This window comes from Peteryoungia wuzhouensis, assembly GCF_003205195.1.
GTDB lineage: Bacteria > Pseudomonadota > Alphaproteobacteria > Rhizobiales > Rhizobiaceae > Allorhizobium > Allorhizobium wuzhouense.
Genome location: NZ_QJRY01000003.1, coordinates 85,663 through 107,232, shown reverse-complemented (window position 1 = coordinate 107,232; position 21,570 = coordinate 85,663). Strand labels below are relative to the sequence as shown.

25 protein-coding genes are annotated in these 21,570 nt (G+C 62.7%); 15 read left to right on the top strand and 10 right to left on the bottom strand.

Features of this window, described 5'->3' with window-relative positions; translation table 11 throughout:
* The first annotated feature begins 120 nt into the window (after positions 1-120).
* Genes DMY87_RS09680 through DMY87_RS09670 form a run of 3 tightly spaced genes read left to right on the top strand, consistent with a single transcriptional unit; the run spans position 121 to position 3,142 of the window.
* Positions 121-711: a shikimate kinase gene (locus DMY87_RS09680; protein ID WP_110791113.1), complete on the top strand. Its 591-nt coding sequence runs from the start codon at positions 121-123 to the stop codon at positions 709-711.
* Positions 708-1,835, top strand: a complete 1,128-nt coding sequence (gene aroB / locus DMY87_RS09675; protein ID WP_110791112.1) for a 3-dehydroquinate synthase — start codon at positions 708-710, stop codon at positions 1,833-1,835. Before DMY87_RS09680 ends, aroB begins: the two co-directional genes overlap by 4 nt.
* Positions 1,835-3,142: an HlyC/CorC family transporter gene (locus DMY87_RS09670; RefSeq protein ID WP_110791439.1), complete on the top strand. Its 1,308-nt coding sequence runs from the start codon at positions 1,835-1,837 to the stop codon at positions 3,140-3,142. Before aroB ends, DMY87_RS09670 begins: the two co-directional genes overlap by 1 nt.
* 16 nt (positions 3,143-3,158) lie before the next feature.
* On the opposite strand, the gene DMY87_RS09665 is transcribed toward DMY87_RS09670, so the two are convergent.
* Positions 3,159-3,440, bottom strand: coding sequence for a BolA family protein (locus tag DMY87_RS09665; protein WP_062282470.1), 282 nt, complete (start codon positions 3,438-3,440; stop codon positions 3,159-3,161).
* Between the two features lie 103 nt (positions 3,441-3,543).
* On the opposite strand from DMY87_RS09665, the gene DMY87_RS09660 reads away from it, so the two are divergent.
* The 5 genes from DMY87_RS09660 (at position 3,544) to DMY87_RS09640 (ending at position 8,856) form a co-directional block, all read left to right on the top strand.
* A complete protein-coding gene (locus DMY87_RS09660; RefSeq protein WP_110791111.1) occupies positions 3,544-4,170 on the top strand; it encodes a J domain-containing protein in 627 nt (208 codons plus the stop codon).
* Positions 4,171-4,228: 58 nt separating this feature from the next.
* On the top strand, positions 4,229-5,221 hold the full coding sequence (cobS, locus tag DMY87_RS09655) for a cobaltochelatase subunit CobS (protein WP_110791110.1): 993 nt from the start codon (positions 4,229-4,231) through the stop codon (positions 5,219-5,221).
* A gap of 12 nt (positions 5,222-5,233) precedes the next feature.
* Positions 5,234-7,129: a cobaltochelatase subunit CobT gene (cobT, locus tag DMY87_RS09650; protein WP_110791109.1), complete on the top strand. Its 1,896-nt coding sequence runs from the start codon at positions 5,234-5,236 to the stop codon at positions 7,127-7,129.
* 49 nt (positions 7,130-7,178) lie between these two features.
* Positions 7,179-8,168 carry an esterase-like activity of phytase family protein gene (locus DMY87_RS09645; RefSeq protein WP_110791108.1) on the top strand — a complete coding sequence of 330 codons (990 nt, stop codon included), beginning with the start codon at positions 7,179-7,181 and terminating at the stop codon, positions 8,166-8,168.
* A gap of 121 nt (positions 8,169-8,289) precedes the next feature.
* On the top strand, positions 8,290-8,856 hold the full coding sequence (locus tag DMY87_RS09640) for a hypothetical protein (RefSeq protein ID WP_133253015.1): 567 nt from the start codon (positions 8,290-8,292) through the stop codon (positions 8,854-8,856).
* 67 nt (positions 8,857-8,923) lie between these two features.
* On the opposite strand, the gene DMY87_RS09635 is transcribed toward DMY87_RS09640, so the two are convergent.
* Positions 8,924-9,562, bottom strand: a complete 639-nt coding sequence (locus tag DMY87_RS09635; protein ID WP_110791106.1) for a queuosine precursor transporter — start codon at positions 9,560-9,562, stop codon at positions 8,924-8,926.
* Positions 9,563-9,718: 156 nt separating this feature from the next.
* Positions 9,719-10,009: a 50S ribosomal protein L28 gene (gene rpmB, locus DMY87_RS09630; RefSeq protein WP_062282487.1), complete on the bottom strand. Its 291-nt coding sequence runs from the start codon at positions 10,007-10,009 to the stop codon at positions 9,719-9,721.
* 235 nt (positions 10,010-10,244) lie between these two features.
* Between rpmB and DMY87_RS09625 the strand changes: the two genes are divergently transcribed.
* From DMY87_RS09625 to DMY87_RS09615, 3 genes are read left to right on the top strand one after another with little or no spacing between them, the layout of a single operon-like run.
* Positions 10,245-11,018, top strand: coding sequence for a DUF3108 domain-containing protein (locus tag DMY87_RS09625; RefSeq protein ID WP_110791438.1), 774 nt, complete (start codon positions 10,245-10,247; stop codon positions 11,016-11,018).
* A 33-nt stretch (positions 11,019-11,051) separates the two neighbouring features.
* The gene (yddG, locus tag DMY87_RS09620; protein ID WP_110791105.1) at positions 11,052-11,930 is read left to right on the top strand and encodes an aromatic amino acid exporter YddG; all 879 of its coding nucleotides are present in this window, start codon (positions 11,052-11,054) and stop codon (positions 11,928-11,930) included.
* 11 nt (positions 11,931-11,941) lie between these two features.
* The gene (locus DMY87_RS09615; protein WP_110791104.1) at positions 11,942-12,583 is read left to right on the top strand and encodes a lysoplasmalogenase; all 642 of its coding nucleotides are present in this window, start codon (positions 11,942-11,944) and stop codon (positions 12,581-12,583) included.
* A 7-nt stretch (positions 12,584-12,590) separates the two neighbouring features.
* Here the strand turns inward: DMY87_RS09615 and DMY87_RS09610 are convergent, their stop codons facing one another.
* Positions 12,591-13,013: a cupin domain-containing protein gene (locus DMY87_RS09610; protein ID WP_110791103.1), complete on the bottom strand. Its 423-nt coding sequence runs from the start codon at positions 13,011-13,013 to the stop codon at positions 12,591-12,593.
* The gene (gloB, locus tag DMY87_RS09605; RefSeq protein WP_110791102.1) at positions 13,013-13,783 is read right to left on the bottom strand and encodes a hydroxyacylglutathione hydrolase; all 771 of its coding nucleotides are present in this window, start codon (positions 13,781-13,783) and stop codon (positions 13,013-13,015) included. The genes DMY87_RS09610 and gloB overlap by 1 nt, the downstream gene beginning before the upstream one ends.
* 88 nt (positions 13,784-13,871) lie before the next feature.
* Between gloB and DMY87_RS09600 the strand changes: the two genes are divergently transcribed.
* Complete coding sequence (locus DMY87_RS09600) at positions 13,872-14,624, top strand: class I SAM-dependent methyltransferase (protein WP_110791101.1); 753 nt, start codon at positions 13,872-13,874, stop codon at positions 14,622-14,624.
* Positions 14,625-14,751: 127 nt separating this feature from the next.
* Positions 14,752-15,675, top strand: a complete 924-nt coding sequence (locus tag DMY87_RS09595; protein ID WP_110791100.1) for a prephenate/arogenate dehydrogenase family protein — start codon at positions 14,752-14,754, stop codon at positions 15,673-15,675.
* A gap of 120 nt (positions 15,676-15,795) precedes the next feature.
* On the opposite strand, the gene DMY87_RS09590 is transcribed toward DMY87_RS09595, so the two are convergent.
* Positions 15,796-16,809, bottom strand: coding sequence for a DUF2125 domain-containing protein (locus DMY87_RS09590; protein ID WP_110791099.1), 1,014 nt, complete (start codon positions 16,807-16,809; stop codon positions 15,796-15,798).
* 49 nt (positions 16,810-16,858) lie between these two features.
* Between DMY87_RS09590 and DMY87_RS09585 the strand changes: the two genes are divergently transcribed.
* The gene (locus DMY87_RS09585; protein WP_110791437.1) at positions 16,859-17,392 is read left to right on the top strand and encodes a gamma-glutamylcyclotransferase; all 534 of its coding nucleotides are present in this window, start codon (positions 16,859-16,861) and stop codon (positions 17,390-17,392) included.
* A 12-nt stretch (positions 17,393-17,404) separates the two neighbouring features.
* On the opposite strand, the gene DMY87_RS09580 is transcribed toward DMY87_RS09585, so the two are convergent.
* The 4 genes from DMY87_RS09580 to ftsE form a co-directional block, all read right to left on the bottom strand.
* A complete protein-coding gene (locus tag DMY87_RS09580; protein ID WP_110791098.1) occupies positions 17,405-18,187 on the bottom strand; it encodes a lysophospholipid acyltransferase family protein in 783 nt (260 codons plus the stop codon).
* Positions 18,188-18,264: 77 nt separating this feature from the next.
* Positions 18,265-18,975, bottom strand: a complete 711-nt coding sequence (locus DMY87_RS09575; protein WP_245408869.1) for a YdcF family protein — start codon at positions 18,973-18,975, stop codon at positions 18,265-18,267.
* 76 nt (positions 18,976-19,051) lie between these two features.
* Positions 19,052-20,053 carry a cell division protein FtsX gene (locus tag DMY87_RS09570; protein WP_110791097.1) on the bottom strand — a complete coding sequence of 334 codons (1,002 nt, stop codon included), beginning with the start codon at positions 20,051-20,053 and terminating at the stop codon, positions 19,052-19,054.
* The gene (gene ftsE / locus DMY87_RS09565) at positions 20,046-20,705 is read right to left on the bottom strand and encodes a cell division ATP-binding protein FtsE (RefSeq protein ID WP_165826207.1); all 660 of its coding nucleotides are present in this window, start codon (positions 20,703-20,705) and stop codon (positions 20,046-20,048) included. Before ftsE ends, DMY87_RS09570 begins: the two co-directional genes overlap by 8 nt.
* Before the next feature lie 201 nt (positions 20,706-20,906).
* On the opposite strand from ftsE, the gene DMY87_RS09560 reads away from it, so the two are divergent.
* Positions 20,907-21,557, top strand: a complete 651-nt coding sequence (locus DMY87_RS09560; RefSeq protein ID WP_110791096.1) for a hypothetical protein — start codon at positions 20,907-20,909, stop codon at positions 21,555-21,557.
* The last annotated feature ends 13 nt before the right edge of the window (positions 21,558-21,570 follow it).

Here is a 21,570-nt window from a genome sequence, read left to right as displayed (position 1 = left end):
CTAGATAGGGAGAAGCGTGGCCAAGATGCAAGGCCGGGACAGTGTGGCCCGTTTGCCGCCTACGGCTTGACGCTCGCCCCCTATTTGTCAATAGGTCATGAAACAGTTGCGAACAGGCCGATGACCGATACGATCTTCAACCTAGCTCCCTCGCCCGGTGAGCGCGCCAAGGCAGCGCTGGGGCGCCGCAACCTCGTTCTCGTCGGTCTGATGGGGGCCGGCAAGTCGGCGATCGGGCGTCTCGTCGCCCAGCAGCTCGGTCTGCCCTTCATCGACACCGATACCGAGATCGAACGGGTTTCGCGCATGACGATCAGCGAACTCTTTGCCGCCTATGGCGAAGAGGAGTTCCGGGCGCTGGAAACCCGCGTCATCAAGCGGCTCATGCGCTCGGGGCCGCGCGTGGTCTCCACCGGCGGCGGCGCCTTCATCAACGAGAAGACCCGCAAGCAGATCGAGCGCGGGGGGCTCTCCGTCTGGTTGAACGCCGATCTCGACGTCCTTTGGGACCGCGTCAACAAGCGGGACCATCGGCCGCTCCTGAAGACGGAAAACCCGAAACAGACACTCAAGGACCTGATGGACAAGCGGTATCCCATTTATGCACTGGCTGATATCACCGTGCAGTCGCGGGACGAACGCAAGGAGGTGATCGCCGGTGAAGTGCTCACCGCAGTCATCGATCATATCGGCAAGGACAAACGCCCATGACAAAGCTCGAAACGACCGAACGCCTGGTGCATGTGCCGCTGGGCGAGCGCTCCTATGACATCCTGATCGGTCCCGGCCTGATGGCGCGTGCCGGCGGCGAGATCACGAGCCGCATCAAGGGCCGCCGCGCCGCGATCGTGACCGACGAGAATGTGGGTAAGCTTTATCTCGACGGTCTGATGGACAGCCTGCAGACCGACGGCATCGAGGCGGTCTCGGTGACGCTTCCCGCCGGCGAAAAGACCAAGAGCTTCGACAGCCTCACCAATGTCTGCGACGTGCTGCTTGAAGCGCACATCGAGCGTAACGATACCGTGATTGCGCTGGGCGGCGGCGTCATCGGCGATCTCACCGGCTTTGCCGCCGGCATCGTGCGCCGTGGCGTGCGTTTCGTGCAGATCCCGACCTCGCTTCTCTCCCAGGTCGACAGCTCCGTCGGCGGCAAGACCGGCATCAATGCCCGCCAGGGCAAGAACCTGGTCGGCATCTTCAATCAGCCGGACCTCGTGCTTGCCGATACCGATGTGCTCGACACGCTGTCCGAGCGCGAATTCCGCGCCGGTTATGCCGAGGTCGCCAAATACGGCCTCATCGACAAGCCCGATTTCTTCGAATGGCTGGAGACGAACTGGCGCGAGGTCTTTGCCGGCGGCGCCGCCCGCATCGAAGCGATTGCCGTGTCCTGTCAGGCCAAGGCCGATGTGGTCGCCGCCGACGAGCGCGAAAACGGTCGTCGCGCACTGCTCAATCTCGGTCATACCTTCGGCCATGCCCTGGAAGCCGCGACGAAATACGACAGCAGCCGCCTCGTGCATGGCGAAGGTGTTTCCATTGGCATGGTGCTGGCGCATCGCTTTTCGGCGCGGATGAATCTGGCAAGCCCCGATCTTGCAACCCGAGTCGAGGCGCATCTGCGCGAAGTGGGGCTTCCTACCCGCATGGACGAAATCCCCGGCGAGCTGCCACCGACCGAAATCCTGATGGACGCCATCGCCCAGGACAAGAAGGTGAAAAGCGGCAAGCTCACCTTTATCCTGACACGGGGCCTCGGGCAGTCGTTCGTTGCCGATGACGTGCCGGCCTCGGAAGTCGAGCGCTTCATCGAGGAGATGCGCGCACCATGATGGAGATCCAGGCTTTCCTGTCGAACCTGTCGGACTACTGGCTGACGCTTCTCGCCATCCTGGGGCTGATCTGTGCCTCGGCCTTCTTCTCCGGGTCCGAGACGGCGCTGACCGCAACGTCGCGCGCTCGCATGCACAGCCTGGAGGTCAATGGCGACACCCGTGCAGGCGTGGTCAATTTGCTGATCGAGCGGCGCGACCGGCTGATCGGGGCACTTCTGATCGGCAACAACCTGGTCAACATCCTTGCCTCGTCGCTGACCACCAGCCTGTTCCTCGGCCTGCTCGGCGATTCCGGTGTGGCGATCGCCACCTTGTTGATGACCGTGCTTCTGGTCATCTTCTCTGAAGTCCTGCCGAAGAGCTGGGCGATTTCGACGCCTGAGCGTTTTGCCCTGTTCGTGGCGCCTCTCGTTCGACCCTATGTGGCGGTGGTCGGCCCCCTGTCGAGCGTGGTCAACTGGATCGTGCGCAAGCTGCTCGGCATCTTCGGCGTCTCCATTTCCGGTGAGGCTTCGATGCTGTCGGCCCACGAAGAACTGCGCGGCGCGGTTGCGCTGCTCCATCGCGAGGGTGGCGTGGTCAAGGCCGATCGCGATCGTCTGGGCGGCGTTCTCGATCTCGGCGAGCTCGAGGTCTCCGACATCATGATCCACCGCACTGCCATGCGGGCGGTCAATGCCGACGAGCCGCCGGAAGTCGCCATCCGCATCATTCTCGAAAGTCCTTATACGCGCATGCCCGTCTGGCGCGGCGCGACCGACAACATCATCGGCGTCATTCATGCCAAGGACCTGATCCGGGCGCTCGCCGAACCCAATGTCGAACCGCACGACCTCGATATCGTCAAGATCGCCCAGAAGCCGTGGTTCGTGCCCGACACCACCAATCTGAAAGACCAGCTCAATGCCTTCCTGCGCCGCAAGACGCATTTTGCCGTCGTCGTGGACGAATATGGCGAAGTGCAGGGCGTGGTGACGCTGGAAGACATCCTCGAGGAGATCGTCGGCGATATCTCCGACGAGCACGATCTGGAAATCCAGGGCGTGCGTCAGGACAGCGATGGTTCGATCGTGGTCGATGGCGGTGTGCCGATCCGCGATCTCAACCGCGCCATGGACTGGCAGCTGCCGGATGAAGAGGCAACCACCATTGCCGGCTTGGTCATCCACGAATCGAAGACGATCCCGGAAGAACGCCAGGCGTTCACCTTCTACGGCAAGCGCTTCATCGTGTTGAAGCGTGAGAAGAACCGGATCACGCGGCTGCGCATCCGGCCGATCGAGACGACCGAAACTCCGGCCTGACCGTCAGGCTGCGGCCTTACCAGCGGGTAGCTTCGCCCGGTGCTGCGGGTTCGATGGCGAGCGCATGCAGGCCCGCATCGATTTCGGGTTTGAGAAGATCGTTGACCGCCCGGTGACGCGCCAGTCGCGTCATGCCGGCAAAGGCGTCGGAGACGATCCGCACCCGCATATGCGTCTCGCCGGTACCGGTGATGTCAGGCTGATGGCCAGCGTGATGCGCGCTTTCGTCGATCACGACGAGCCTTTCCGGCGCGAAGGTCTCGGTGAGTTTCGCCTCGATCCGGTCGCGGAGGGACATGGGAATTCTCCTGGGCACTGCTTCGGCCAAAGCCCCACAAAGCGCTGAACATTCCCGTTTGTCAATTCTTGTCGCGCCCCTGCCCGCACCCCATAATCACCGCATGAAACTCGACTCGAAATACTTCGATCCGATCCGCACCAAGCGTCGACGGACGGCGGAGCCGGAACAATCCGATCCAACCTGCCAATGGGACGGCTGCAACAAGCCGGGTGCCCATCGCGCCCCCGTGGGTCGTCATGCCGAAGGCCAGTTTTTCCTGTTCTGCTTCGAGCATGTGAAGGAATACAACAAGGGCTACAACTACTTCTCGGGCCTCTCGGACACCGAGATTGCGCGCTACCAGAAAGAGGCGATCACCGGCCATCGCCCCACCTGGACCGTCGGTGTCAACAAGGCTGCCAAATCGAGCCCGATCCACTCGACAATGCGCTCCGGTTCGGCTGCGTCACAGGCGCGCATGAAGGACCCGTTCGGCTTCATCCAGCAGGGTCGCGGCGGCGCCTCGCGCTATCAGGCCGCCGACCGGAAACTCAAGACCTTGGAGGCGAAAGCGCTGGATACGCTTGGGCTTACCGTCAGCGCAACACCGACCGACATCAAGACCCGGTACAAGGAGCTTGTAAAAAAACACCATCCCGACGCAAATGGCGGAGACAGGGCTTCGGAAGAGCGTTTTCGCGCTGTCATTGAAGCCTACAAATTGTTAAAGCAGGCCGGTTTCTGTTAATCCGAACACACAGCAGCGATGAATGCGGCCGGTCGGTGGCGCCCGGCATGGAGAGACGATGAGCAAAATGGATCTTGATATTACCAATCTCCCCGACACCACCGTGTCGGTTCGCGAGGTCTTTGGTATCGACAGCGATATTCGGGTGCCTGCCTATTCCAAGGGTGACGCCTATGTGCCGGACCTCGATCCGGACTATCTTTTCGACCGTGAAACCACGCTCGCCATCCTCGCCGGCTTTGCCCACAATCGTCGCGTCATGGTCTCCGGCTTCCACGGCACCGGCAAGTCGACCCATATCGAGCAGGTCGCCGCCCGCCTCAACTGGCCCTGCGTGCGCGTCAACCTCGACAGCCATGTCAGCCGTATCGATCTCGTCGGCAAGGACGCGATCGTTCTGAAAGACGGCAAGCAGATCACCGAATTCAAGGACGGCATCCTGCCCTGGGCCTATCAGCACAATGTCGCGCTCGTCTTCGACGAATATGATGCCGGTCGTCCGGACGTGATGTTCGTCATCCAGCGCGTGCTGGAATCGTCCGGCCGCCTGACGCTTCTCGACCAGAGCCGCGTCATCCGTCCTCACCCCGCCTTCCGCCTGTTCGCCACCGCCAACACGGTTGGCCTCGGCGACACGACCGGCCTCTATCACGGCACGCAGCAGATCAACCAGGCGCAGATGGACCGCTGGTCGATCGTCACCACGCTGAACTACCTGCCGCATGACAAGGAAGTCGACATCGTCTCGGCCAAGGTGAAGAGCTTCGGCTCGACGGCCGAAGGTCGCGACACCGTCTCGCGCATGGTTCGCCTCGCCGATCTGACGCGCGCCGCCTTCATCAACGGCGATCTCTCGACCGTCATGAGCCCGCGTACCGTCATCACCTGGGCTGAAAACGCCGAGATCTTCGGTGATGTCGCCTTCGCTTTCCGCGTCACCTTCCTCAACAAGTGCGACGAACTGGAGCGTACGCTGGTGGCCGAGCAGTATCAGCGCGCCTTCGGCGTGGAACTCAAGGAAAGTGCGGCCAATATCGTGCTTGGCGCATAAGGACTGAACAGCATGGCAGTGCGGGGCGATAATTCGAAGGCTAAGGCCGGCGGCGTGGTGGACATGGAGCCGATGCGCCGTGCCATCACCGGCTGCGTACGCTCGATCGCGGGCGATCCGCAGGTCGAGGTCGCCTTTGCCAATGAACGTCCGGGTCTCGCCGGCGAGCGCATCCGCCTGCCGGAACTCTCCAAGCGTCCGACGGCGCATGAACTCGCCGTGACCCGTGGTCTCGGCGATTCCATGGCGCTGCGGCTCGCCTGCCACGATCAGAAAATCCATGCCAGCATGGCACCGCAAGGCACCGATGCCCGCGCCATCTTCGATGCCGTCGAACAGGCGCGCGTCGAGGCGCTGGGCTCGATCCGCATGCCCGGCGTCGCCTCCAACATCCAGTCGATGAACACCGAGAAATACGCAAAGGCGAATTTCTCGACGATCAGCCGCCAGGAAGATGCCCCGATCGGCGAAGCCGTCGCCATGCTCGTGCGTGAAAAGCTCACGGGCCAGAAGCCGCCGGAAACCGCCGGCAAGGTACTCGATCTCTGGCGTCCCTTCATCGAGGACAAGGGCGGTGCCGATCTCGACAACCTCGCCTCCGTCATTGAAGACCAGCAGGCCTTTTCCCGTGTGATCCGCCACATGCTCTCGTCCATGGAAATGGCCGAGGACATGGGCGACGAAGAGGAGCAGGGCGAAGACGACCAGTCGACCGACGAGGAGCAGCCGCGCAGCGGCGAGCAGGACCAGGAAAGCGCCGAGGAAGAAGCCGGCCAGGATTCGGCGCCTGCCGAAGACAGCGAAGCCTCGCAGGAACAACTCGACGACGGCGAAATGGATGGTGCCGAGATCTCCGAAGAGGAGATGTCGGACGAAGGCGACGACGACAGCGAAACGCCCGGCGAAATGCGCCGTCCGGCCACCCCCTTCGACGATTTCAACGAGAAGGTCGACTACAAGATCTTCACGCCGGAGTTCGACGAGGAAATCACCGCGGAAGAACTCTGCGACGAGGCTGAGCTTGAGCGGCTGCGCGCCTTCCTCGACAAGCAGCTCGCCCATCTGCAGGGTGCCGTCGGCCGGCTCGCCAACCGGCTGCAGCGCCGACTGATGGCGCAGCAGAACCGCTCCTGGGATTTCGACCTCGAAGAGGGTTACCTCGACCCGGCGCGCCTGACGCGCCTGATCATCGATCCCATGCAGCCGCTCTCCTTCAAGAAGGAGAAGGACACCAAGTTCCGCGACACCGTCGTGACGCTGGTCATCGACAATTCCGGCTCGATGCGCGGCCGCCCGATCACGGTTGCCGCTTCCTGCGCCGACATTCTCGCCCGCACGCTCGAGCGCTGCGGCGTCAAGGTCGAGATCCTCGGCTTCACGACCAAGGCCTGGAAGGGCGGGCAGGCACGCGAGAAATGGCTTGCCGGCGGCAAGCCGCCAGCGCCCGGCCGCCTGAATGATCTCCGCCACATCATCTACAAGTCGGCGGACGCCCCCTGGCGCCGGTCGCGCCGCAATCTCGGCCTGATGATGCGCGAAGGCCTGCTCAAGGAAAACATCGACGGTGAAGCGCTGATGTGGGCGCATAACCGTCTGATCGGCCGCCGCGAGCAGCGCAAGATCCTGATGATGATTTCCGACGGTGCCCCTGTCGACGATTCGACGCTGTCGGTGAACCCTGGCAACTATCTCGAACGCCACCTGCGCGCCGTCATCGAGCAGATCGAGACGAAGTCGCCGGTCGAGCTTCTTGCCATCGGCATCGGCCACGATGTCACCCGCTACTATCGCCGCGCCGTCACCATCGTGGATGCCGACGAACTGGCTGGCGCGATGACCGAACAGCTCGCTTCGCTGTTCGAAGACAAGTCGACGGGTGGCACGGGACGGGCGCGTCTGCGTGCCTGAGCGCGGTCGGCTTCGTCGTTTCACGTCTCATCTGGCGTTGAGTGCCTGCGTGGCGCTTTTGGCCGCCTGCTCCAAACCGGCGGATATTCCTGCCGGCGAAACCCTTGCGATCCCCGTTGAAAGTAGTGCCTTCGTCGATCTCGACGGGGTGACGACGGCGCTTGGCGGCGCACCCAAGCTAGCGCCCGGCCTTACCTTCCTCGGCGGCATGGAGCTATCCTCCCCCGAGCCGCTGTTCGGTGCCTTCTCCTCGATCCGTTTCCGGGACAAGGAGCGTTTTCTCGGCGTTTTCGATACGGGCTATTTCATCGAAGGGCGCATCACGCGCGATGGCACTGGCCGCCTGGCCGGTCTGTCAGATGTCCGTCTCGCCCCCTTGCTCGATGCCGACGGGCGGATCAGTCCGTCCAAGTATCTGGTCGATGCGGAAAGCCTGGCGCTCGATGGAGACCGCGCCTATGTCGGCTTCGAGCAACGCCACCGCGTTGTTGCCTATTCACCCGTGTCAGATCTCGGCCAGGCGCGACCCTCGGCCCCGCTGCCGCTCCCATTCGATGTTACCCGGCTGCGCAGCAATGGCGGGATCGAGGCTCTTGTATTGTCGCCAACCGCCAGCCCGCTTGCCGGCGCGCTCCTTGCGCTCTCGGAGAAGAGCGTGGACGAGAACGGCAACAATTACGCCGGCATACTCTCTGGCCCGCTTCAGGGCGAGTTCCGTGTCAAGCCGCATGATGGCTTCGAGATCACCGACGGCGCCTTCCTGCCTGATGGCGACCTGTTGCTGCTGGAGCGTCGCTTCTCGATCGCGACCGGCGTCGGCATGCGTCTGCGACGCATCGCGGGCGCCACAATCCGCCCCGGTGCCGTGGTCGATGGTGAAATCATCTTCGAAGCCGACAACCGCTCGCAAATCGACAATATGGAAGGCATGGATGCGATCGTCGCCGAGGACGGCTCAATCCATCTGATCGTCGTCTCTGATGACAACCACTCCATCCTGCAGCGGACGCTGATGCTGGAATTCCGGCTGGCAAACTAGAACGGCTGGAAGACTTCGTTAACGCCGTTTGACCGTTGTTAATTCGGCGCCATCCATGGCTCTTGCGCCGCTCCCTCGCTGCGGCGATAGTTCCGATACCGAGGCAAGCGACGAGCCCATCTTGAGCGACACCGGCGCAGATATCCTTGTCAGCCAGTCCATCCCCGCACCGCTGAGGATTGTGTTCGCCGTGGTGTCCGCCGCGCTTGCAATCCTGATGGTCACCGAACTGTCGCCCGGGCTCTGGCCGATTTCGCTTGTCACACCCTTTTTTGCGGTGATCGTCGGTGGCGGCCTTGTCGTGCTGGCCGGGCTCTTCCTGACTGCGGTCACAGGCCCTGGTGAGACCTGGCATTTCCGGCCCGGATTGGTTGAGATCGATCAGCGTCTTCTGACGGCCCGACAGGTCTTCGTCGTGGAGCCGGGACCGGGGGATTGCCGGATCCTTCGACAGGAAATCAGCGATTCCGCGCCGAGCTGGCACATCGTCATCGATCGCGCAGCCGCGCCTATGACGGTGCCAGGCGATCTCCTGGAGCGCGCCGCTACTTGGCTCATTTCGTCTGCGCGCAAAAGGCAGGGGCCCGGTCTCGTCTCACCGGGATTTGGTTCGGAGCAAGCGGCCGAGGAGGCGCTGGCACTGCTTCTGGCGAAAGGCGTGACGGTGTCTTCGGACACGGTCTCCTGACAAGAAAAAGGCGGGATCTTCACCCCGCCTGTTCTTCCCATTCGTCTGGCTTGCCGGTCCCGCTTGATCAGGCGGTCCGTTCGACCTGCGGCATTGGGCGCAGTACGCTCATCAGCGCGCCATAGGGCAGTAGCATCACCACGCCGATCAGCATCTTCACGCTGAAGTCGGCCATCGCCCAGGAGATCCAGCGCGGCGCTTCCGCGCTCATCACTCCGAGGATCGGGGCTGCAGAAATGGCGAAGTCGTCATTCGGGCCGATGAAGCCGAAGACCGGGGCGAAGGAGAGCGAGAAGAAGATCACGGTGTCGAGCACCGAGCCGATCACCGAACCCATCAGCGGCGCCTTCCACCAGGACTGACGGCGCAGCCGGTTGAAGACGGAGATGTCGAGCAGCTGGCCGACCAGGAAGGCGGAGCCGGAGGCGACAGCGATGCGCGGGGTTGCCAGCAGAACGGAGAGGATGACGCCGGCGATGAAGCCGACAAAGACCACCTTGCGGGCAGCCGTCGGGCCGAACTGACGGTTGGTCAGATCCGTGACGAGGAAGGCGACCGGATAGGTGAAGGCGCCGAAGGTCAGGAGATCGGCGAGATTGATGTTGCCCAGCGTTCCCTGCAGCGGAAACTGCACGAGGAAGTTCGAGGCGACGACCACGATCGTCATGAGAAGGCTGTAGGCGATAAAATAGCGTGCGCTCAGCATTTTTTTATCCTGGGTGATGCCACCAGTTGGAGGGACAATACTGTTTGTTCGAAAGGATCACGATATCGGCCGTTTGACGGCCATCATGTTCCCAAACGAAAAGGCTTGCCCGGATGCCCGGCCAAGCCTTGCTCGTTCAATGACCGAAAGCGTTTATTACGCGGCTTCGGCGGTCTTCTTGGCGATCTGGCGGCGCAGCAGACGGGCGCGCATGCTCAGTTCGTTTTCGGAAGCCTTGAGAAGGAAGGCGTCGAGGCCACCGCGATGCTCGACCGTGCGCAGGGCAGCAGCCGAAACGCGCAGACGGAAACGCTGGTTGAGAGCGTCCGAGATCAGCGTGACGTCGCACAGGTTCGGCAGGAACCGGCGCTTGGTCTTGTTGTTCGCGTGGCTTACATTGTTGCCCGACTGGACGCCCTTGCCGGTCAATTCGCAACTGCGGGACATGGTACACCTATTGTTTTTCTAGGCCATCGCATCGCTACCGGGCAAATGCCGGTGAGGCAATCCAACAGCGTCTGATTGGAAAGTTGCGGTTCTATAGTCAGTGAGAACCGGCCCGTCAAGCCAAACCTTGGATTTTCCCGGCTGACGCCCGTTCTTACGTTATTTTGTTGCCATAGTCCAACGGCATGTATGCGCCTATATCCACGCCGAAGCCCCGGCGTTGTCCCATATGGAGATGGTGTCCTTGCGTCGAACCGGTCTCGCCCTTGCTTCCCTTCTCGTTCTCTCGGCCTCCGCGTCGGCGGCCGACTACCGCTATGACACCGCCTACAGCGTCTCGCTCGGCATCCTGCCGATCGCCCGGCTCACCTTCCGAACGGAGGTGAAGAACGACCGGTACGAGATTTCGGGCCGGTTCCGCTCTTCGGGGCTTGTCGATATCGTGCGCGAGGTTTCTGCGGACAGCAGCGTCTCCGGAGTCTTTGCCGGCAACCGTTTGCAGCCCGATCTCTACCGGCTCGATTACACGAGCGGCAAGAAGAAGAGCCACTATACGATTACCTACGGCAATGGCAGCGCTATCGACACGAAGGTCGAGCCACCGCCGAAGCCGAGGCCGCAGTCCTGGGTTCCGGTCACCGATGCCGACCTCAAGTCCGTTCTCGATCCGATCGGGGCTCTGCTGATTTCCGGCGATGGCGATGTCTGCTCCCGCACTTTGCCGATCTATGACGGCGAAAGCCGCATGGATCTGGTGCTGTCGCCTGTCGGCAATGCGCCGTTCACCGCCGGCAAGGCGCGTGGCGAGGCGATTGTCTGCTCCGTCCGCTACGTGCCGGTCTCCGGTTACAAGAAGGGACGCAAGGACATCGAGTATCTGAAGTCGGTCACGGGCATGGAGATCTGGTTTGCCAAGACCGCGACGCTGAAGCTATATGCTCCTGTCTATGCCAAGATCCCGACCCGCTACGGCACGGTGCATGTCTCGGCCGAGGCATTTGACGGGTAAAGCAGGGGGCAGACCCCGTGACAGGGGTTGTGCATGAAGACCAAGGCAACGCTGATCGGTTTCACCGCGATTCTGATGTGGTCCTTCCTTGCCCTGATGACGGCCGCCTCCGGCACGATGCCGCCCTTCCAGCTGTCGGCGATCACCTTTGCCATCGGCAGCCTGCCGGGCCTCGCCCTGTTCGCCGCGCGGCCCGAACGCCTGCAGTCGTTGCGCCAGCCCCCCAAGGTCTGGCTTGCCGGCGTCGGCGGCCTGTTCGGCTATCACTTCCTCTATTTCACCGCGCTTCGAAACGCACCGGCCGTTGAGGCTGGACTGATTGCCTATCTCTGGCCCCTGCTGATCGTCGTGGGGTCGGCACTTTTGCCGGGTGAAAAGCTCGGCTGGCACCATATCGTCGGCGCCATCGCCGGGCTTGCCGGCACCGCGCTGATCGTTGCCAAAAACGGTCTCGCCTTCGATCCGGCCTACAGCCTCGGTTATGTCGCCGCCTTCCTCTGTGCTTTCACCTGGGCGGCCTACTCGCTGATCAGCCGCAAGTTCGAGGCCGTGTCGACCGATGTCGTCACCGGCTTCTGCCTTGCGACGTCCATCCTGTCGCTCGTCTGCCATCTCGGCCTCGAAACCACCGTCTGGCCCGAAACGGCGACACAGTGGGTCGCCGTGGTCGGGCTTGGCCTCCTGCCGGTCGGACTTGCCTTCTATGTCTGGGACTATGGCGTCAAGAACGGCGACATCCAGATCCTCGGCGCATCGAGCTATGCAGCCCCGCTGCTTTCGACCCTGATCCTGATTATTTTTGGGTTTGGTGATATTAGCGCCAGAATTGGCCTCTCCTGTGTCTTAATCACCGGTGGTGCCATGCTTGCTGCCAAGGATATGGTGCTGCGCAAGAAGGATGTGGCGAGCTAGGCGGAGGTGCAATGGACAGTGCGACCGGCATTCTAGCGCTTTCGGTCGCACTCGGCGTCAGCTACCATTGGATCCTGTCGCGGGAGAAGACCCTGCTGCGCGCCGTCTGGAAGACGCTGCCGGTTACCCTTCTGTCGGTCTATGCCCTTGGCGTCGGCGCTCACCCCCTGCTTGTCGCCGCCTTGGTGTTCGGCGCGCTCGGCGATCTCTCGCTCGCGTTCGAAGGCGATCGAGCCTTTATCGGCGGTGTCACAGCCTTCCTTCTCTCGCATCTCGCCTATCTGGGTCTGCTCGCCGGTGTCACCGATCTCAGCCTGGTGCAGGCTGAACCCTGGCGCCTTGTCTGCGGCCTGATCGTTGCCGGCATCACGGTGGGCGTGCTTGTGCGGATCTGGCGGCCGGCGGGTGTCATGGCCTGGCCCATCGCGATCTATGTCGTGGTTTTCATGCTTCTGGTCTGGATGACACTCGGGCTCGAAAATCCCTTCGTCTTCGTCGGGGCCGCGCTTTTCATCCTGTCCGACATCATCCTGAGCATCCGGAAATACTGGACCGGGCCAGACCACCCGATCGACGGGGTGGCTGCGCATGTGGTCTGGGTGACCTATTACGCCGCCCAGCTGATCCTCACACTCACCCTCGTCCGCGTCTGATGCGGTCTCAGCGGCCGGGTGCCCAGCCGGGCGGGGCCATTTCGAAGACGGAGAAGTCGAAGCCGGGTGCCACAGTGCAGCCAACCAGCGTATAGGCACCCAGGCTTTCGGCAGACTGCCATTCATCCGCCTCGATGATCGCCTGGGGCCGTTCGCCGGCGAGGATGTCAGGGCCAAGCCGCACGGTCTCCTGCGTCACTCCGTCCTTCGAGCGGTGCAGGGCGAGTGCGGCGCCGGCGTAATAATGCCAGGCTTCCGAGGCATCGCGCACCCTGTGCCAATGCGAGCGCTCGCCGGCCTCCAGCAGATAGTAGATCGCCGTCGAATGGCCGCGCGGGCCACCATTCGCATCACGAAAGGTCTGGATATACCAGCCACCCTCGGGATGGCGCTGCATGCCGAGAGCCTCGATGATGTCTTTTGCCTGCATCAGAAATTGTCCTTGCGCTTGCGGATCTCGGCGAAGACCTCGTCATTGGCCGCCGTTTCCATGCCGAGGTTCCGGCGGATGTCCGGATCGCCGGCCCGCAGGAAGGGATTGGTCTCCTTTTCCAGCCCGATCGTCGTCGGGATGGTGAAGTCGCCGCGCTTTCGCTGCGCCTCTATCACCTCGGCGCGCGTCTTCAGCCGCGTGTTGTCCGGGTCGATGGTGAGCGCGAAGCGGGCGTTGGAGAGCGTGTATTCGTGGCCGAAATAGACGATCGTCTCGTCGGGCAGCGCTGCCAGTTTCTGCAGCGAATGCCACATGTCCATGGCCGAGCGCTCGAAGAGCCGGCCGCAGCCGAGTGCAAACAGCGTGTCGGCGGCAAAGAGCAGCATGTCTTCAGGCAGATAGTAGCAGATGTGACCCGCCGTGTGGCCCGGTGTCTCGATGACACGCACCGGATGGGTGCCGAACATGAATTCGGTGCCATCGCCGACGGTGCGGTCGATGCCGGGAATGGCGACCGCTTCATTGAGCGGACCGATGATCTCGCAGCCATAGGCTTCCTTCAGCGCGAGGTTCGCCTCCACATGGTCGCCATGATGATGGGTGGTGAAGATGTGGGTGATGGCCCAGCCGCGCTTCGCCGCCGCCGCCTGGATCGGCGCCAGTTCCGGCGCGTCGATGCAGGCCGTCAGCCCGGATTCCGGGCAGTGGAGCAGCACGCCGAAGTTGTCGCTTCGACACTGGAAGACCTCGATCTGCAGTGATTTCATTGTTGTACCGTTTCTTGTCCCGCCTCTTTGGCGCGAATGTAGCCTGTTGCGCCTTGAGTTCCAATCGCCGGCTGCTAACAATAAGTTCATGCATGTCGATATCGTCGATCTACGCCAGTTTTATTACACCATGCTCGGGCGTGTGGCTGAGCAGTCGATTGCACTGGCATTGTCGTCCGTCTGGGCCCGTCTGCCGCAGGAGCGCCTCGTCGGCCTTGGATACTGCATTCCCTTCCTTGAGCGCTTTCGCGCCGATACCGAACGCACCATGGCCTTCATGCCGGCAGGCCAGGGTGCCGTGAACTGGCCCGTGGGCGAGCCGTCCGCCACCACGCTGGTCTTTGAAGAAGAACTGCCGCTGCCCGACAGTTCCGTCGACCGGGTGCTGATGGTGCACTCCCTGGAATTCGCTGAGAACCCGCGTGAGACATTGAAGGAAATCTGGCGGGTGCTGGCGCCCGGCGGACGCCTCGTCATCGTCGTGCCCAACCGGCGCGGCGTCTGGGCCCGCATGGAGCACACACCCTTCGGCTCGGGTCGACCCTATTCGCGCGGCCAGCTGACGGCGCTCTTGCGCGAGACCAATTTCACCCCCGGCGCCTCGGCCGAGGCGCTGTTTTTCCCACCGTCCAAGATCCGCGCGATCCTCCGGCTCCGGCGCGGCTTCGAACGGGTCGGACGCATCCTCTGGCCAGCCTTTTCCGGCGTCATCGTTGTGGAGGCGCAGAAGCGTCTCTATCAGGGCCTGCCGGTCGCCTCGCGCGCCTCACGCCGCGTCTTTGCGCCCGTGCTCGCGCCGCAGGGCATCCCGACGACGCGGAGCCGGCCGCCGCAGCCGTGACCGGCTCTGCGCAAGAGCCTCCCGTGCCCGTCCGCCTCGACAAACCGCCGTTTCCGCTTTATTGCCAGCGCGGTAAAGGACACCCGGTCGCCCCGTGTCCTCAAAGCGAATTCATGGAACTGCGCTGATGTCTGAAATCCTGTTCGACCGCATCGTCCTGATCGGTATCGGCCTGATCGGCTCCTCGATTGCCCGCGACATCAAGAAGCTCGGGCTCGCCCGCGATGTCGTCATCTCGACGCGCAGCGCCGAGACGCTGAAGCGCGCGGAAGAGCTGGACCTCGGCACGGCCTATACGACCTCGTCTGCAGATGCCGTGAAGGACGCCGATCTCGTGATCGTCTCCGTGCCCGTGGGAGCATCAGAGGCCGTGGCGCAGCAGATCGCCCCGTATCTGAAAGCCGGCGCGATCGTCACCGATGTCGGCTCGACCAAGGCCTCCGTCATCGCTCAGATGGCGCCGCATATGCCTGATAATGTCCATTTCATCCCCGGCCATCCGCTCGCCGGCACCGAAAAATCCGGCCCGGATGCCGGTTTCTCCGGCCTGTTCAAGGGGCGCTGGTGCATCTTCACGCCGCTGCCGGACACGGACCGCGCTGCGCTCGACCGGTTGAGTGCCTTCTGGATCGCGCTGGGCTCGATGATCGACGAAATGGACCCGCAGCACCACGACAAGGTGCTGGCGATCGTCTCGCACTTGCCGCATATCATCGCCTACAACATCGTCGGCACGGCCGATGACCTGGAAACGGTGACGGAATCGGAAGTCATCAAATACTCCGCCTCGGGTTTTCGCGACTTCACCCGTCTCGCCGCGTCCGATCCCACCATGTGGCGGGATGTCTGCCTGCACAACAAGGATGCGATCCTGGAAATGCTGGCGCGGTTTTCCGAAGATCTCGCCTATCTGCAGCGGGCGATCCGCTGGGGCGAGGGCGACAAGCTGTTCGAGCTTTTCTCCCGCACACGCACGATCCGCCGCTCGATTGTCCAGGCGGGCCAGGACGTGGATTCCCCGGACTTCGGCCGCCACGCCCTCGACAAGTGATGCCTGTGTCGCTCCTGCTCAGAGCCATTCCAGCGAAAGTGGAGACCGGTTTCGCGCCCGGAATTGCTTGATAACAAAGAGATAGATCATTTCAGTGTTTCCGTGAAATACGGAAATCATCTAAAGCGGTGGGAGCTGGCCGAGCGGAATGAAGCCAAGGGAGGCGACGCCGTTCTGGATGGTGATCTCGGCCGAGCCGTCGTCCTTGCCGAGCGTCAGAACCCGCAGCACCTTGGCGAGGTCGTCAAAGGTTTCTTGCTGGTCCGGATAGGCGGTTTTCAGGGTATCCCTCCAGGCGCGGATCTTTTCGATCTCCACCCGGATCGAGCCGGAAATCAGGCCGTCATTGCCCACCGAAAAGGGGCCGCGCAGGGTCAGCACCCGTCCTTCTCCCGCGTCGACCACCATGCGTCGCAGCTCGCCCTTGGTGCCGTAGAGCTCCTGGCGATGGGCAAGGCGTGGATCGAGAAGACCGCCCCGATCGGCAAAGGTCGCGTCGATGCTCGCAGAGACCGGGGGCAGCGCAATCGCCGTTCCGTTTACAGCCACCACGGTATCGTTGATCAGCGCCGCATAGTCGAGATTGCCCTCGTTCTGGCGCACATGCGATTCCAGATGCGGGGTCGTCACTTCGATCTGCAGCCCCGTCACCGTCGAGGTCACCTTGGTCTTCAGATCCGTCCATTCCATCGAGCTGCGCTGCAGGCCTGAGAAACCAGCGCGGAAGCTTGCGCGCAGATCGCTCCATTCCAGCGTCGAATTGAAGCCGAGAGCAGAGCGGACTTCCGCCGGCCCGTCCATTTCCCAGACCACCTGACCTGGATTGTAGACCTGGGCGGCGGCGCGCACGGGACCGGATGAAGCGGATATGCCCTGGAAATTGTCGTCGAAGGACAGGCGGTCGCAGTTCAGCCGGAAGCGGAAGGGATAACCGCCCATGGTGGCATTTTCGCAATTGGCACTGACGCCTGCCGGATTTCCGCCGGAAAAGAAGCCTGTGATGCGGTTTCGCAAAAATTCGGCGGCAAAATGCCAGGCCACGCTATAGACAGCGATGAAGAGGACGATCAAAAGGCCGAGCAGCAGCACCTTGCGACTGGTCGGGCTTTGCGGCGCTGTCGACGGCACGGCCATGGAAGTCTCCTCGCTGCGAGTTTTTCTGTTTCTTGGATTGGCCTGCGATATGGACGAATTTTGGGTCTTTGGCTACGGCTCGCTGATGTGGAACCCGGGCTTTCCCTATGAGGAAAGGCTGACCGCTCGCCTCGGTGGATATCGCCGTTCGCTCTGCGTACGTTCCTATGTCCATCGCGGCACCCAGGAGCGACCTGGCCTCGTGCTCGGCCTCGATCGCGGTGGCTCGTGCAAGGGCGTCGCGTTTCGCGTCTCTGCCCAGACTTGGCCCGAGACACTCGCATACCTGCGTGAGCGCGAACTGGTGACTAGCGTCTATCTCGAACGCTTCGTGCGTCTGGCGCTTGCCGACGGGCGCCAGGTCCAGGGGCTCACTTACGTCATCGACCGTGCACATCCACAGTATGCAGGCGCCGCCACGGTCGATGAGGCCGCGCGCGTCGTGCATGGCGCGGTCGGCCGCTCGGGTGCCAATCCGGTCTATGTCGCCAACACCGTCGAACACCTGCGCGAACTTGGCATTCGCGACCAGTGGCTCGAAAGCGTCGTTGCCGCTATCGCAACCCTCGACCAGCCCGGCTGACATCCAACTCGCTCAGGCCGCGCCCAGTTCCTTCAGCCGCTGCACTGCCGTTGGCGGCAGGGGCAGCTTCGGATTGTCGCGCGCCGTCTGCACCAGCAGTTCGTCGCTCGCCTGTTCCAGATCATGCAGCAGCTTGTCGTGGAAGGCGTCCGGGTCCATCCCCGGCTGGATCGCGGGCAGGATGCGCACGGTGAAATGGCCGGGGAAACGGAGGAACTTGCGCCGCGGCCAGAAGAGGCCTGGATGCATGGCGACCGGCACCACGGGAACGTTTAGGTCGCGATAGAGGCGTGCGATCCCGTATTTGTATTCCGGCGGAGCGCCGGGCGGCCTGCGTGTTCCCTCGGGATAGATGATCAGCTGGCGTCCGGTCGCCATTTCCAGCTTGGTCCGCTCGATCACCTGAGCCATGACCTTGCCCTTGGCGCCGCGGTTGACGGGGATCATGCGCTGCTTGGCAATGTACCAGCCGAAGATCGGGATCCAGGTCAACTCGCGCTTGAGGATGTAGACCGGGTCGTCCAACCAGGGCAGCAGCGCATAGGTGTCCCAGAAGGACTGATGCTTCGGTGCCAGGATGTAACCGCCCTTGGGAATGTTCTCGAGGCCCTCGACCGTGAAGGTCGTGCCGACGATCGTCTTCATCAGCCAGTGGTTGGCTTTCGCCCAGTTCTTCGGAATGAAGTAGGCACGCTTGCGCGGCAGCAGGAAGTAGATCGGCGACAGGACAATCATCCGGAGGATGAGATTGGCATAAAAGGCGGTGTTGAACAGGATGGAACGGAAGGCAATCATGAAGGGGCTCTCTCGACGTGCAGGTCGTGCTTAGACCAAAAGCGTCGCCAGCAAAAGCAGAAGAGCGCGAAGAGGCGTCAGGAGTTGCGGCCAGATTCGGTGATTTCGCCATCGGGCCGCAGTCCCTGATCGCGACTCCAGCCGGTGATGCCCCTGACATAGGCGATGATGGTCTTGCCGTATTCGAACAGCATGGTGCGCATGGCGTCTGGTTCGCTGTACCAGGCCCGTGTCTTCAGATCGGACGCAACGACCGGATAACCGACGAATTCCGTGCCGGGGTCGCTGCGCCGCAGTTCCATGAGGCTGCGGGAAAGGTGATAGTTGCTGGTGACGACCAGCACCGAGCGATAGCCCTTGTCGCGGATCCACGATGCCGTCTCATTGGCGTTGCCGATCGTGTCGATCGCGGAGTAGCCGATGTCGACGCAGCAGTTGAAGATGTCAGGCGAGGCGCGGGTCGCGCGGCGGATCTGGCCCGCTGTCGTCCGCGGATTGACGCCTGAAATCAGCAGCCGCTTGCCGTAACCCCGCTTCAACAGGTCGATCGCCTGCTCGATCCGCTGATAGCCTCCGGTCAGGACGACGATCGCATCGGCCTTGGCGACCTCCGGCGGGCGCATATTGGTGACCTGATCGGCAAAGACGAGGAAGCCGGCGACAACGGCCGCAATCAGCAGCAAAACCAGGATGCCGCCATAGCGCAGCACCCGCCGGATGATGCCACGGCGGGCAAATAGTCCGGTGTTCTGGCCGCGCAATGGCTCGTTCTGCGTCATCCGGTTCATGGTCTTCGTCCGAGAATCGCCGGGATTTCCCACACGGAACAGGCGGCTTTAAGGCGAGTCAACACATGAGATGTCATCAGTCATCCAGCAGCCCGTCGGTGCGGGTCGGGTCCGAGCGGATGAGGTCGATTTCGTAGATCGTGCGCATGACCGTGATCCGCGCCGTGATCGTCGTCAAAAGGGCAATCACGATCATCGTGGCGAAGATGCCGAGATAGCCCGCCCAGCCGATGGTAAAGGTACCGAAGAGCGCCGTTGCCTGGTCGCTTTCCGGCGTTGCCAGCGACCGGCTCTGCCAGAAACTGGCGACGGCAAAGAGACCCGCTGCCAGCACGCCGCCGGCTGCCGCACCCTTGAGGCTGATCTTCAGGAAGTGCTTCTGGAATTCCTGCGCCACGAAGCTTCCCTCGGCGCCGACGAAATGCAGGACCTCGATGATGTGGCGGTTGCCCGAGAGCGCGCCGCGCGTCGCAAACACCACTGTCAGCACCATGGCGGTGAAGACGAGGATCAGCACGCCGGCGCCGATCATCACGGTCGTGCGGGCCATCTGAACCAGCCGGTTCACCCAGGTACGATGGTCGTCGAGAAAGGCCTGCGGCACCTCCTCTTTCAACAGCGCACGCATCGCCTCGAAATCCGGCGGATTGCTCTCGTCGATGGTGACGACGATCAGCCGTGGCACCGGCAGGTCCTCGAGATTGAGGCCGGTGCCGAGCCATGGCTCGAGCAGGCGGGCCGTCGCGCTGTCGTCCATGATCTGGCCGTCACGCGTGCCGACAAAGGTGAGCGCCAGATCGCGTGCCTTGACGAGTGCTGCGCCCATGTCCAGCCCGTCCTCGGGCTTGATCTGGATGGTGATCTCGCGGGAGATCTGGCTCTGCCAGCCGGTCGCGGTGGCGCGCACCATGGAGACGGCGCCGAGCGTCAGGCAGGCGAGGAAGGCCATGATGGCGATCACAACCATCAGCGCATTGCCCTGGATGTTCGAGGGCGGCAAGATCGGCGCGGTGGGCCGCACCGTCATCTCGACGCGGCGCTTCGGCTGTTTCTGCTCGGGCGGGGTCTGGTCATTCATAGATGTCGAGCCGCCCGTCGGTGAGGATCATGCGCCGCGCATCGACCTGGTCCATCAAGGCGAGATCATGGGTCGCGATGATCACGGCGGTTCCCAGCCGGTTGAGTTCGAGGAAGAGGCTGAGCAGGCGTCTCGCCATCGGCGGGTCGACATTGCCGGTCGGCTCGTCGGCCAGCAGGATTTCCGGCCGGTCGATCAGGGCGCGGGCAATCGCGACGCGCTGCTTCTCGCCGCCCGAGAGCACCGGCGGCAGCACGTTGATGCGCTCGCCAAGCCCGACCCATTTCAGAAGCTCGATCACATCCTGCTTGTAGCTCTGCTCCTCCTTGCCGCGCACCCTCAGCGGCAACGCCACATTCTCATAGGTGGTGAGATGCTCCAGCAGTCTAAAATCCTGGAAGACGATGCCGACGCGGCGGCGCAGCATCGGAAGCTCGGCGCGGGGAATGCGGGTGATGTCGCGGCCGAAGCTGCGGATCAGTCCACGCGTCGGCTGCAGCGACATGAACAGCAGGCGCAGCAGTGTCGTCTTGCCGGCGCCGGATGGGCCGGTCAGGAACTGGAACGAGCCTTTCGGTACGTCAAAGGTGACGTCGCGGAGAATCTCCGGTCCCATCCCATAACGCAGGCCGACATTTTCGAAGTGGATCAACGGCTGGGCCCAGTCTGACGTGTCCGAGGTCTGGGGCTCGTAAACGAGGATCGTCAACGGCCGGTAAACGCATGCGGGGAAAGCGGTGCTTTGAGGCCATCTTTCCGAAGCATTAACCATTTGAATTTACGTCTGGTGTGGATTCGTTTCAACCGCCGAGTTTCGGAGTGCCCGAATTTGGCTGTGCGAAAGGTCCGATCCATGCGTGCATTCCGCAATCCGTCGCAGGCTGCCATTCCCGAGGCGGACCTCCTGCCGCCGGATCGCGCGCGTCGCAAGCTTGACCGCAGCACGACCCGCCTCTCCAATACCGATGTCATCGACGCGCAATTCGTTGTGTTGCGCGACATGCCGAAGGATGCGCCCGGTCTCCGGGTGAGCGAATTCGTCTCTCCGGTCGCCGAACTGCAGACCCGCATCCGAACCGCCTTCGCCTCCGCCGAGAGCCGGCTGCAACGTCTGTCGGACATGTCCTTCGCCGTCATCGTCGCGCTCGCTTTCGTGTCTGTCTTTTCGCTCGCCGGTCAGTTTCTCCTCCAAAGCGCAGCGCATCCGGAACTTGAGGCCCGCCCGCTGGATCTCACCCATGTGAACCTGACGCCGCAGGACAAAGACGGCATGCGTGTGCTGCTGATCAGCGCCATCGTCGAGAACCGGACGGACCGCGAGGTCGCGTTGCCGCGCGTGCGGGCGGATCTGCTCGTCGGCGGACAGGTCGTCGCCAGCACCTATGTCGAACCGCCCGTAGCCGCGCTTCAAGGCGGGCAGAGCCGTGGATTGGCCGCCCGCCTCCAGCATCCTGGGGGAAAAACGCCGGAACTCCGGCTTTCCTTCGAAGATGCGGGTGCCTGACGCATTCGACTGT

Excerpts from the sequence above, each read along its gene's own strand:
- DMY87_RS09680 (WP_110791113.1), top strand. The coding sequence starts at position 121 with ATGACCGATACGATCTTCAACCTAGCTCCCTCGCCCGGTGAGCGCGCC.
- aroB (WP_110791112.1), top strand. The coding sequence starts at position 708 with ATGACAAAGCTCGAAACGACCGAACGCCTGGTGCATGTGCCGCTGGGC.
- DMY87_RS09670 (WP_110791439.1), top strand. The coding sequence starts at position 1,835 with ATGGAGATCCAGGCTTTCCTGTCGAACCTGTCGGACTACTGGCTGACG.
- DMY87_RS09665 (WP_062282470.1), bottom strand. The coding sequence starts at position 3,440 with ATGTCCCTCCGCGACCGGATCGAGGCGAAACTCACCGAGACCTTCGCG.
- DMY87_RS09660 (WP_110791111.1), top strand. The coding sequence starts at position 3,544 with ATGAAACTCGACTCGAAATACTTCGATCCGATCCGCACCAAGCGTCGA.
- cobS (WP_110791110.1), top strand. The coding sequence starts at position 4,229 with ATGAGCAAAATGGATCTTGATATTACCAATCTCCCCGACACCACCGTG.
- cobT (WP_110791109.1), top strand. The coding sequence starts at position 5,234 with ATGGCAGTGCGGGGCGATAATTCGAAGGCTAAGGCCGGCGGCGTGGTG.
- DMY87_RS09635 (WP_110791106.1), bottom strand. The coding sequence starts at position 9,562 with ATGCTGAGCGCACGCTATTTTATCGCCTACAGCCTTCTCATGACGATC.
- rpmB (WP_062282487.1), bottom strand. The coding sequence starts at position 10,009 with ATGTCCCGCAGTTGCGAATTGACCGGCAAGGGCGTCCAGTCGGGCAAC.
- DMY87_RS09625 (WP_110791438.1), top strand. The coding sequence starts at position 10,245 with ATGGTGTCCTTGCGTCGAACCGGTCTCGCCCTTGCTTCCCTTCTCGTT.
- yddG (WP_110791105.1), top strand. The coding sequence starts at position 11,052 with ATGAAGACCAAGGCAACGCTGATCGGTTTCACCGCGATTCTGATGTGG.
- DMY87_RS09615 (WP_110791104.1), top strand. The coding sequence starts at position 11,942 with ATGGACAGTGCGACCGGCATTCTAGCGCTTTCGGTCGCACTCGGCGTC.
- DMY87_RS09610 (WP_110791103.1), bottom strand. The coding sequence starts at position 13,013 with ATGCAGGCAAAAGACATCATCGAGGCTCTCGGCATGCAGCGCCATCCC.
- gloB (WP_110791102.1), bottom strand. The coding sequence starts at position 13,783 with ATGAAATCACTGCAGATCGAGGTCTTCCAGTGTCGAAGCGACAACTTC.
- DMY87_RS09600 (WP_110791101.1), top strand. The coding sequence starts at position 13,872 with ATGCATGTCGATATCGTCGATCTACGCCAGTTTTATTACACCATGCTC.
- DMY87_RS09595 (WP_110791100.1), top strand. The coding sequence starts at position 14,752 with ATGTCTGAAATCCTGTTCGACCGCATCGTCCTGATCGGTATCGGCCTG.
- DMY87_RS09590 (WP_110791099.1), bottom strand. The coding sequence starts at position 16,809 with ATGGCCGTGCCGTCGACAGCGCCGCAAAGCCCGACCAGTCGCAAGGTG.
- DMY87_RS09585 (WP_110791437.1), top strand. The coding sequence starts at position 16,859 with ATGGACGAATTTTGGGTCTTTGGCTACGGCTCGCTGATGTGGAACCCG.
- DMY87_RS09580 (WP_110791098.1), bottom strand. The coding sequence starts at position 18,187 with ATGATTGCCTTCCGTTCCATCCTGTTCAACACCGCCTTTTATGCCAAT.
- DMY87_RS09575 (WP_245408869.1), bottom strand. The coding sequence starts at position 18,975 with ATGAACCGGATGACGCAGAACGAGCCATTGCGCGGCCAGAACACCGGA.
- DMY87_RS09570 (WP_110791097.1), bottom strand. The coding sequence starts at position 20,053 with ATGAATGACCAGACCCCGCCCGAGCAGAAACAGCCGAAGCGCCGCGTC.
- DMY87_RS09560 (WP_110791096.1), top strand. The coding sequence starts at position 20,907 with ATGCGTGCATTCCGCAATCCGTCGCAGGCTGCCATTCCCGAGGCGGAC.